The organism is Flagellimonas sp. 2504JD1-5 (assembly GCF_053618295.1).
Map to the genome: position 1 here is coordinate 921650 of NZ_JBSIOU010000002.1, position 11804 is coordinate 933453.

Sequence of the window (11804 nt, forward strand, 5' to 3'; positions counted from 1 at the left end):
AAATCCCGGTTCCTTTCCCTATTTTGCAATTACTTTACAGAAACTTACTATGCAAAAAGTTACCCGCTTATTCGATTTCCCTTACTATTCACATGAAAAATACAATTTGTCCAATGCCCTGGTGACCAAGGTGAATGGAAAATGGGTTTCAACCTCTTCCCAAGAGTATATAGACAAAGCCAACGCAATTAGTAGAGGTTTGCTAAAACTGGGAGTGGAACCCAATGACAAAGTTGCCATAATTTCCATGACCAACCGAACCGAATGGAATATTGTAGATATCGGTATTTTACAATTGGGTGCGCAAAACGTCCCAATCTATCCAACCATTTCTGAAGAGGATTATGAGTATGTACTAAATCATTCCGAGGCCAAATATTGTTTCGTTTCCTGCTCAGAAGTTCTGGAAAAAGTATTATCGGTAAGTTCTAAACTCAAAAAATTGAAGGATGTGTTTTCTTTTGATGATTTGGGAAACTGTAAGAACTGGACCGAAGTTCTTGAATTGGGAAAGGATATTGCGAGTCAGCCAACCGTGGAGGAGCGCAAAGCAGCAGTACAACCTGAGGATTTGGCAACCCTGATCTACACCTCTGGAACAACAGGAAGACCAAAAGGTGTAATGCTTTCACATAATAATATTGTTTCCAATGTGGTTTCAAGCGAAAAAAGGGTTCCTTTCGATTCCGGTGGTAAATCGCTAAGTTTTCTACCCGTTTGCCACATTTTTGAGCGCATGATATTGTATCTGTACCAGTATTGTGGGGTACAGGTTTATTTTGCTGAAAATCTGGAAAAAATAAGCGACAATTTAAAAGAGATTAAACCCAATGTAATGACAGTGGTGCCAAGACTACTGGAAAAAGTTTACGATAAAATAATTATGAAGGGCACCGAACTCACCGGAGTGAAAAAGAAGCTGTTTTTTTGGGCAGTGGAATTGGGTTTAAAATATGAGCCCTATGGCAAGAACGGTTGGCTATACGAAAAGAAACTGGGAATTGCCCGTAAACTAATTTTTAGCAAATGGCAAGAAGCACTAGGTGGAAACCTGGATATTATGGTGTCTGGTAGCGCAGCGCTTCAACCTAGATTGAGCAGGGTATTTGGGGCTGCTGCGATTCCGGTTATGGAAGGTTACGGACTTACAGAAACCTCTCCAGTAATTTCGGTGAACGATCAACGTGACCATGGATGGAAAATTGGATCTGTAGGTAGAATTATTGAGGGTGTAGAGGTGAAAATTGCAGATGACGGCGAAATCCTTTGTAAAGGACCTAATGTGATGATGGGATATTACAAGGATTCTGACAAAACAGCCGAAGTTCTGAAGGAAGGCTATTTTCACACTGGTGACATTGGTGAAATTGATGCTGAAGGGTTTTTGAAAATTACAGACCGTAAAAAAGAGATGTTCAAGACCTCCGGAGGGAAATATGTGGCTCCCCAACTTTTGGAGAATAGGTTTAAACAATCTCGTTTTGTTGAGCAGATCATGGTTGTGGGTGAAGGTGAAAAAATGCCCGCCGCCTTGATTCAACCCAATTTTGAATTTTTATATGAATGGGCAAACAGGCACGAGATTACACTGGGCGAAAACTCCGATATCATATTAAATGAAAAAGTCATCGCCCGTATTCAGGAAGAAATTGATTTGGCCAATGAAGACTTTGCCAAATGGGAAAAAGTAAAACAATTTAGATTAACTCCCGATGTGTGGAGTGTCGACGATGGTCACCTCACCCCTACCATGAAACTTAGAAGAAAAATCATCCGGGAAAAATACATCGATCTTTATAACAATATATATGGTCACTAGACCAACGTACCACTTTCCAACCTAATTCTTAAGGGCTCAAATTCATTTTTGGGCCTTTTTATTTTTCATCATTTAATAATAATTATTTATTATGCATGCATAATAAATTTTTGTATATTTGATGACACCAAACCGGATTTATGAAAGAGTTGACCATCGATTATGCATTAAGGGCCACATGGCAAGCCGTAAGCAAGATGTACAATGAAGAAGCAAAACACTACGGACTCACAATGGCAATCGGATTCACACTCTTGAGCATTGATCCAAAACAAGGAACGCCAAGTACCGCCTTGGGGCCTAAAATGGGAATGGAAGCAACAAGCTTATCACGTATTTTAAAGAACATTGAGGAAAGAGGTTATATCCAAAGAAAACCAAATCCAAAAGACGGACGTGGTGTGCTAATACACTTAACCGCTTTAGGATTGGAAAAAAGAAAAGACTCCAAAGATGTGGTGTTGCGCTTCAATGAAGTGGTTCGGGAGAATGTTTCGGAAGATGAGTTGGAAAGCTTTTTTAGAACTGCTGAAATCATCAACAAACTGATTATTGAAAAGAAAATTTATACAAAAACAACTAATTAATTCTAGCTCATAAATGAAAAGGCATATCAATAAAGTTGCCGTTATAGGCTCCGGTATAATGGGTAGTGGCATAGCCTGCCATTTTGCCAATATCGGTGTCGAAGTTTTATTGTTGGACATAGTTCCTCGAGAGCTCAGCGACAAAGAAAAAGCAAGGGGATTGACCTTGGAGAACAAAGCGGTTCGAAACCGTTTGGTCAATGACTCCTTGGCTGCGGCACTTAAATCCAAACCCTCCCCTATTTACCATAAAAAATTTGCCAGTAGAATTTCAACTGGCAATCTTGAAGATGACATTTCGAAAGTTGCCGAAGTAGATTGGATCATTGAAGTGGTTGTAGAGCGTTTGGATATCAAAAAACAGGTGTTTGAAAATTTGGAAAAATATAGAAAACCTGGCACCTTGATTACTTCCAACACTTCTGGGATACCCATTAAATTTATGAGCGAAGGAAGAAGTGAAGACTTTCAAAAACACTTCTGCGGCACACACTTTTTTAATCCAGCACGATACCTTAAACTTTTTGAAATCATCCCAGGGCCAAAGACTTCCGTGGAAGTTTTGGACTTTCTAAATGGATATGGTGAGCAGTTCTTGGGAAAAACCTCCGTGGTAGCCAAGGATACACCTGCTTTTATTGGGAACCGAATCGGTATTTTCAGTATCCAAAGTCTTTTCCATGCGGTGAAAGATTTGGGAATGACCGTTGAGGAAGTGGATAAACTCACCGGACCAGTTATTGGCAGACCTAAATCGGCAACCTTCCGTACAGTGGATGTTGTCGGGTTGGATACCTTGGTGCACGTTGCCAACGGAATCCATGAAAATTGCAAGGACGATGAACGTTTGGAGCTCTTCCAATTGCCAGATTTCATCAAAACCATGGTCGACAACAAATGGTTGGGCAGCAAATCTGGACAAGGTTTTTATAAAAAAGTTAAGGACGACAGCGGTAAAAGTGAAATCCTGACCTTGGATTTGGATACCATGGATTACCGCTCAAAAAAGACTGCCAAGTTCGCCACGTTGGAATTGACCAAAACCATCGACAAAGTAGTTGACCGCTTTTCAGTGTTGACAGGTGGAAAAGACAAAGCCGGAGAATTTTATAGGAAAAGCTTTGGAGCACTTTTCGCTTATGTTTCGCATCGAATTCCTGAAATTTCAGATGAGCTCTATAAAATAGATGATGCCATGAAAGCAGGTTTTGGTTGGGAACATGGACCTTTCCAAATATGGGATGCCGTTGGATTGGAAAAAGGTCTGGAATTCATCAAGGCTGAAAACTTGGAAGCCGCTTCATGGATAACAGATATGAAGGAAGCTGGAATTGATTCATTCTATTCCGTCAAAGATGGAGCCACCTATTTTTATGACATTCCCAAAAAAGCCATGGAAAAAGTTCCTGGCCAAGATGCCTTTATTATTCTGGACAATATTAGAAAGTCCAACGAGGTCTTTAAAAATAGTGGTGTTGTTATTGAAGATTTGGGAGATGGAATCCTCAATCTGGAGTTCCAATCCAAAATGAACACCATCGGCGGAGATGTATTGGCGGGATTGAACAAAGCCATTGATTTAGCAGAAAAAGACTTTCAGGGATTAGTAGTTGGCAATCAAGCTGCAAACTTTTCTGTGGGCGCCAATATTGGAATGATTTTTATGATGGCTGTCGAACAGGAATATGATGAATTGAATATGGCCATCAAATATTTCCAAGATAGCATGATGCGCATGCGCTATTCCTCCATCCCGACCATTTCTGCTCCACATGGAATGTGTTTAGGTGGTGGATGTGAGTTGACATTACACGCCGATAAAGTAGTAGCAGCGGCAGAAAGTTATATTGGTTTGGTCGAATTTGGAGTTGGAGTTATTCCAGGTGGTGGTGGATCCAAGGAAATGGCCTTGCGAGCATCCGATACTTTTAGAAAAAATGATGTGGAATTGAATGTGCTGCAAGAATATTTCTTGACCATTGGAATGGCAAAAGTATCAACATCAGCATATGAAGCCTATGATCTGGGAATCCTTCAAAAAGGAAAAGATGTAGTGGTTGTCAATAAAGACCGACAAATAGCTACGGCCAAGGCATATGCCAAATTGATGGCTGAAGCAGGGTACACACAACCTCCAAAACGAAAAGATGTAAAAGTGCTGGGGAAACAGGCTTTGGGTATGTTCTTGGTAGGAACAGATTCCATGGAAGCCGGGCACTATATTTCTGAGCACGATAAGAAAATTGCTGATAAATTGGCGTATGTCATGGCAGGTGGAGATTTATCCGAAGCCAGTTATGTTAGCGAACAATATCTGTTGGATTTGGAACGCGAAGCATTCCTTTCCCTATGTACCGAAAGAAAAACATTGGAGCGTATCCAACATATGTTGAAAACAGGAAAACCACTTCGCAACTAGTTGCGAAATGTATTGAGATTAAAGTATCGAGTAGTTGAGTATATGCACAAAATAGAAGATTTAAAAGTTTGGAATAAAGCCATCGAGCTGGCCAAAATGGTCTCTATCATTGTGGCTGAACTTCCAAATGATGAAAAATTTGGACTCACTTCACAACTAAAAAGAAGTGCCGTATCAATTTCATCAAATATTGCAGAAGGTGCAGGAAGAAACTCAAAAAAAGAATTCAAACATTTTCTGGGCATAGCCAATGGTTCATGCTATGAGTTACATACTCAGCTGATTCTTTTAATCGAATTGAATCTCATTGAAAAAACGAAAATTCAATCTGTTATTGAATTGTGTATTGAAATACAAAAGATGAATTATAGTCTTCAAAAAAGTTTGGTTGAAGCAGAACTCAATACTCAGTACTAAAAACTACTATCTAAATAAAAATGAAAACAGCATACATAGTAAAAGCATATAGAACTGCCGTTGGCAAGGCACCCCGAGGTCTTTTCAGGTTCAAAAGACCCGATGAGCTGGCTGCCGAGACCATTGAACATATGATGAAAGAATTGCCCGGACTCGATAAAAAAAGAATCGATGACGTTATCGTAGGGAATGCCATGCCAGAGGCCGAACAAGGCTTGAACATGGCACGACTGATTTCCTTAATGGGATTGAACATAGATGATGTTCCGGGAGTTACTGTAAATCGCTATTGCGCATCAGGACTGGAAACCATTGGTATTGCAACCGCAAAAATTCAATCCGGAATGGCAGATTGTATAATCGCTGGTGGTTCCGAGAGCATGAGCTATATTCCCATGGGTGGTTACAAACCAACTCCGGATTATGCAACTGCCAAAGAAGGTCATGAAGATTACTATTGGGGCATGGGTCTTACGGCCGAAGCGGTGGCAAAACAATTCAACATTTCAAGAGAAGATCAGGATGTGTTTGCCTACAGTTCCCATATGAAAGCTTTAAAAGCGCAAGAGGAAAATCGGTTCCAAGATCAGATTGTACCTATTGACGTAGAACACACCTTTGTAAATGAAGCCGGAAAAAAAGAAACTACTTCCTACACTGTAAATAAGGACGAAGGGCCTAGAAAGGGAACCAACATTCCCACTTTAAATAAACTTCGCCCTGTTTTTGCTGCCGGTGGAAGCGTTACAGCTGGAAACTCTTCCCAAATGAGCGACGGTGCGGCCTTTGTAATGGTCATGAGTGAGGAAATGGTGAAAGAATTGAATTTGGAACCCATTGCACGCTTGGTCAACTATGCTGCTGCGGGTGTTGAACCTCGAATTATGGGTATTGGTCCCGTAAAAGCCATTCCAAAAGCGTTGAAACAGGCTGGTCTAAAACAAGATGATGTAGAATTGATAGAGCTGAATGAAGCTTTTGCGTCCCAATCACTGGCTGTAATTCGAGAATTGGACTTGAACCCGGATATTATCAACGTAAACGGTGGTGCAATAGCACTTGGGCACCCTCTTGGATGTACAGGTGCCAAATTATCTGTGCAACTTTTTGATGAGATGCGTAAAAGAGAAATGAAAGGCAAATACGGAATGGTGACCATGTGTGTTGGTACAGGACAAGGAGCCGCGGGTATTTACGAATTTTTAAACTAGATAAAGAGAAATGAGTATTGAGTATTGAGTAACAGGAAGCTTGTACTACAATAGAAAATCAACACTCAATACCAAATACTTAATACTAAATACTTTTAGACAATGAGTACTGAGACCCTAAATAAAGACATCCTACGAGGCGGACAATTCTTGGTGAAAGAGACCAAATGTGAAGACGTATTTACGCTTGAAGACCTTACCGAAGAGCAAAAAATGATGCGGGAGAGCACCAAAGAATTTGTAGACAGAGAGCTTTGGGCCCATTGGGAACGATTTGAAAAGAAAGATTACGCCTATACCGAAGAAACTATGCGAAAAGCAGGTGAACTTGGGCTTTTGAGCGTTGCTGTCCCTGAAGCTTATGGTGGAATGGGAATGGGATTTGTATCGACCATGTTGGTGTGCGACTATATTTCTGGTGCTACAGGCTCTTTTAGTACCGCTTTTGGAGCTCACACGGGTATAGGGACCATGCCAATTACGCTTTATGGAACAGAAGAGCAAAAGCAGAAATATGTTCCCAAATTGGCCTCTGGCGAATGGTTTGGCGCATATTGCTTAACAGAACCTGGTGCTGGTTCCGATGCAAATTCAGGAAAAACCAAAGCTGTACTATCAAAAGATGGCAAACACTACAGCATCACTGGACAGAAAATGTGGATTTCCAATGCTGGATTCTGTAATCTCTTTATTGTTTTTGCTAGAATTGAAGACGATAAGAATATCACTGGCTTTATTGTTGAAAATGACCTTGAGAACGGTATCACCTTAGGTGATGAAGAAAAGAAACTGGGAATTCACTCCTCCTCTACTCGACAAGTGTTCTTCAATGAAACCAAGGTTCCGGTTGAAAATATGCTTTCGGAAAGAGGCAATGGGTTTAAAATTGCGATGAATGCCCTTAATGTGGGTCGAATAAAATTGGCTGCGGCCTGTTTGGAAGCTCAAAGACGAGTACTTTCCGAAGCTACAAAATATGCTAACGAACGTATTCAGTTTAAGACACCAATCATAAATTTTGGTGCCATCAAAGCAAAAATAGCTGATATGGCCACCAATGCTTATGCTGACGAGTCTGCATGTTATCGTGCAGCCAAAAATATCGAGGACAGAATAACAATTCGGGAAGCCGATGGCAATTCGCATCAAGAGGCTGAACTTAAAGGTGTTGAGGAATATGCTATAGAATGCTCCATCCTTAAAGTTGCCGTTTCGGAACATGTACAACACACGACCGATGAAGGAATTCAAATTTTTGGAGGAATGGGCTTTAGCGCAGATACCCCAATGGAATCCGCATGGAGAGATGCCCGTATTTCAAGAATTTATGAAGGAACCAACGAAATCAATAGAATGTTGGCCGTTGGCATGCTGGTAAAAAAGGCAATGAAGGGGCATGTTGACTTGTTAGGGCCTGCCACAGCTGTGGGTGAGGAATTGATGGGCATTCCATCTTTTGATACTCCTGACTTTTCAGAGCTATTTTCAGAAGAAAAAGATTTAATTTCTAGATTGAAAAAAGTCTTCCTAATGATTGCCGGAAGTGCTGTGCAAAAATTTGGGCCAAGCTTGGAAGAACACCAAATGCTTTTAATGTCTGCATCGGATATTTTAATACAGGTTTATTTGGCAGAATCAACTATCTTGCGCACTGAGAAAAATACTAAGAGATTTGGAGAAGATTCCCAATCTGCTCAGATTGCAATGTCCAAATTATATTTATACAGGGCAGTGGATATCATCAATCAAAAAGGAAAAGAAGCTATTGTAAGCTTTGCCGAAGGTGATGAACAACGAATGATGTTAATGGGACTTAAACGTTTTACGAAATATACAAATCAACCCAATGTCGTAGCGCTACGCACACAGATTGCGGACAAAGTAGCTGCGGATAACGGGTATACCTTTGACTAATTCAAATAATGCTTAAACAAAGCTGATTTTGGAAACCGCTCCGCTTGGGGCGGTTTTTTTTATGTCTTTTTTAACAATAACGAATGAGGGATAGAAGAAAATTCAAGTAAAAAAGAAAGTAACTTTATCCCATGAAGGAATCTGTTTTACACCAACTTTACGACTCCCAGAATTTCCGAAAACAAAGTGAACGATTACTTGCCCTGGTATCAAATCATCTGGAAAGTTCCATTTCTGGCAAAAAACAAAAAACCTTAAACTGGAATGAGCCAGAAAATGAGCTTCGTTTCTGGAGGGATTTTTTGGAAAAGGGAAATGAAGAAGATTTCTTTTCTGAAATTCTAAATAGAACCACCCATACCCACAATCCAAAATATGTTGGGCATCAGGTGGGTGTTACCGCCCCAATTACCGTATTGACCGGTATTTTAAGCCATTTGTTAAACAATGGCATGGCTGTTTATGAAATGGGAATGTCTCCCAATGCCATTGAACGAATTGTTACCGAAAAGCTGTGTGAAACCATCGGATATGGCTCCAACTCAGGTGGATTTTTAACCTCAGGGGGAACTCTGGCCAATCTGACAGCCTTACTTTCGGCCAGGAAGGCCAAAGTTCCGCACGATGTTTGGAATGAAGGACATTCCCATCCGCTGGGAATTATGGTCTGCGAAGAAGCCCATTATTGTGTGGACAGGGCAGCAAAAATTATGGGATTGGGTGAGAAAGGCATCATCAAGGTTCCAGCAGCTGCAGACTTTTCCATGGATGTTGGAAAAATGGAGGAATACTATCAAAAAAGTGTATCCCAAGGCATACAAATCTTCGCTATTGTAGGCAGTGCACCTTCAACCGCCACAGGGGCGTACGACAATTTGGAAGTGATACAGAAATTTGCGGAAAAGTACAATTTGTGGTTTCATGTGGATGGTGCCCATGGAGGAGCTGCCATATTTTCAGAAAAATACAAGCATTTGCTCGAAGGAACCGAAAAATCAGATTCCATGGTAATTGACGGCCATAAAATGATGATGATGCCCACAATTACAACTGCCTTATTGTTTCGAAACAAGTCACATTCCAATCATACCTTCAGTCTAAATGCAGATTATCTTCTAAATGAAACTGAAGAACACGAATGGCACAATAGCGGGCGTAGAACCTTTGAGTGCACCAAAAATATGATGTGCCTGCATTGGTTCATCCTGATGAAATTGTATGGTAAAAAAGCTTTTGATTCTTATGTTACCCGACAATACGATTTGGCAAAAGAATTTGCAAACACGATAAAAGAGGAAACAAATTTTGAGCTTGCCGTAGAACCTATGTCCAATATTTTATGCTTCAGATATGTAGTTTCCGGTTTATCAGTGGAAGAATCGAATGTTTTAAATCAATCCATTAGACAACAGCTGTTGGAAGATGGGGAGTTTTACTTGGTCCAGACCAAATTAAAAGATATTCACTATCTCAGAACAACTTTGATGAATCCCTTTACAACCATTGAACACCTGAAGTCCCTATTGGAAAAAATCAAGGTTGCTGCAGAAAAACCATTGGCAAATCAAATCAACTAATCGATTCTAGAATCTTTTCCTCGCTTTTTTTCCTGGAGAAGTTGATGGCACATTCAATCAAAGCCAAATGAGAATAAGCTTGGGGGAAGTTTCCGAGTAAACGCTTGCTCTTAAAATCGATATCCTCACTAAACAATCCAAGATGATTACTGTACCCCAATAAACGCTCAAAATAGGCCAAAGCCTTATCTTCCTCCCCTATTTTAAACAAACTGTTGATGAACCAAAATGTGCATATGGTGAATGAGGACGAAGGAAGTCCAAAATCATCTTCATTTTTATAGCGGTACAGCAATCCATCATTGTTTAAATCTTCTTCAATAGCTCTGACCGTACTCACAAATTTTGGGTCTTTGGCGTCTACAAACCCATAGGACTCCATCAGCAACACTGAAGCATCCAAATGATTGGACCCATAGGATTGTACAAACGCGTTGATATCGGCATTCCATGCATTTTCAAGGATGTCCTCTTTTATTTCCTGCTCAAGTAACATCCATTCATTGATCTTTCGTTCTTTCCCAAAGATTTTTGCGACTTTGATTGCCCTATCGAGCGCTACCCAACACAGTACCTTCGAAAAGGTAAAATGCCTGTCTTCTCCTCGAAATTCCCAAATTCCTTTATCTGGTTCTCTCCAGTGTTTGTTTACGATCCAAACAATTCCTTTGGTGATGCTCCATAAATCTTCCCCATTTTCAATATCATTCTCAAAAGTCACCAATTGCTCATAAATAACATCCATTAGAATACCATAAATGTCGTTTTGCTTTTGTTTATAGGCCGCATTACCAATCCTGACCGGTTTAGATCCTTTGTATCCATCCAAATGGTCCAAGGTCTTTTCGGTAAGCATTTTTTCTCTATTAATGCCATACATGATCTGTAACTTTTCATCCTTATCAGGCATCAAATCGATGATAAACTGTAAATATCTTCTAGCAGAATTTTTATGCCCAAGTTCCGACATTACTTTTATCACCATGGAAGCATCCCTGATCCAACAAAATCGGTAATCCCAATTGCGAACCTCTCCAATAGTTTCAGGTAAAGATGTAGTCGCCGCAGCCAACACAGCACCTGTTTTATCATAGGTGAGTAGTTTCAGCGTAATGGCACTCCGCATAATTTCCGCATTGAACTGCTTATATGTAGGCGTTCTATCAACCCAATCCAACCAATAAATCTTGGTGCGCTCAAGTTCCAGTGATATTTTTTCTGTGGTCGGCCTAAAGATTTTTTCATTGTAACAAACCAAAAAATAACCATCTTCTTTTATAGTAATCTCCTCGCCTTCTAAAACCTGCCTTTTATTGAAGGAGGTATACATAAACAAGGTGTCATATTTTTGCTTGTTGGTCAAACTGACAATAAAGTTCTTCTTGATATGGTGAGCTGTCTTTCCCAGAGCATACTCGAGCTTTGGATCATATAGAACACTAAACTTAGGTGTTCCGGAAATATGCTTTACATAACGAACAATCTCGGGTGGAGCGTTGTATTTTCCTGTTAACTTATGATACCTTGGCATAAAATCATGTACCTCAAAAGTATTTTCTCCATCCGAATACCGTGTTACCAATATGGCGGTATTTCTTTGATATTCTTGATGTATTACGTAATTGTATTTTGTGTGGATTTCAAAACTACCTCCTTTTTTATCATCTAAAATCTTCGCAAACACAGAGGTTGAATCAAATTGAGGCAAGCAGCACCATTCAAGGGAACCTGTGTCTGAAATTAAAGCAGCACTTCGGCAGTTTCCAATTATTCCGTAATTTAGGTTATCCATAGTAAGGATTTGTATTTCTGTTGGTTATTGTAGGTTTTTACCTAAGTATAAATCGAAAAAATAGGAAT

Annotated in this window: 8 protein-coding genes; 7 read left to right on the plus strand and 1 reads right to left on the minus strand. The window is 40.1% G+C overall.

The features are described 5' to 3' along the window. The first annotated feature begins 49 nt into the window (after nt 1–49). The 7 genes from ACULLG_RS13660 (at nt 50) to ACULLG_RS13690 (ending at nt 9944) form a co-directional block, all read left to right on the plus strand. Entirely contained in the window at nt 50–1819 is a 1770-nt protein-coding gene (locus ACULLG_RS13660; RefSeq protein ID WP_452127354.1) for an AMP-dependent synthetase/ligase, read from the plus strand. Between the two features lie 140 nt (nt 1820–1959). After that, nucleotides 1960–2406, plus strand: a complete 447-nt coding sequence (locus ACULLG_RS13665; protein ID WP_452127355.1) for a MarR family winged helix-turn-helix transcriptional regulator — start codon at nt 1960–1962, stop codon at nt 2404–2406. Nucleotides 2407–2419: 13 nt separating this feature from the next. Continuing rightward, on the plus strand, nt 2420–4825 hold the full coding sequence (locus tag ACULLG_RS13670) for a 3-hydroxyacyl-CoA dehydrogenase/enoyl-CoA hydratase family protein (protein ID WP_452127356.1): 2406 nt from the start codon (nt 2420–2422) through the stop codon (nt 4823–4825). A 42-nt stretch (nt 4826–4867) separates the two neighbouring features. Then, a complete protein-coding gene (locus tag ACULLG_RS13675) occupies nt 4868–5242 on the plus strand; it encodes a four helix bundle protein (RefSeq protein ID WP_452127977.1) in 375 nt (124 codons plus the stop codon). 20 nt (nt 5243–5262) lie between these two features. Next, nucleotides 5263–6453, plus strand: coding sequence for an acetyl-CoA C-acyltransferase (locus tag ACULLG_RS13680; protein ID WP_452127357.1), 1191 nt, complete (start codon nt 5263–5265; stop codon nt 6451–6453). Between the two features lie 102 nt (nt 6454–6555). Continuing rightward, complete coding sequence (locus tag ACULLG_RS13685) at nt 6556–8367, plus strand: acyl-CoA dehydrogenase family protein (protein WP_452127358.1); 1812 nt, start codon at nt 6556–6558, stop codon at nt 8365–8367. 131 nt (nt 8368–8498) lie between these two features. Beyond that, on the plus strand, nt 8499–9944 hold the full coding sequence (locus ACULLG_RS13690) for a pyridoxal phosphate-dependent decarboxylase family protein (RefSeq protein ID WP_452127359.1): 1446 nt from the start codon (nt 8499–8501) through the stop codon (nt 9942–9944). On the opposite strand, the gene ACULLG_RS13695 is transcribed toward ACULLG_RS13690, so the two are convergent. Next, nucleotides 9937–11736 (minus strand): glycoside hydrolase family 15 protein, encoded by a 1800-nt coding sequence (locus tag ACULLG_RS13695; RefSeq protein WP_452127360.1) that lies wholly within the window; start codon nt 11734–11736, stop codon nt 9937–9939. The two genes, ACULLG_RS13690 and ACULLG_RS13695, sit on opposite strands and share 8 nt — an antisense overlap. Nucleotides 11737–11804 lie beyond the last annotated feature (68 nt).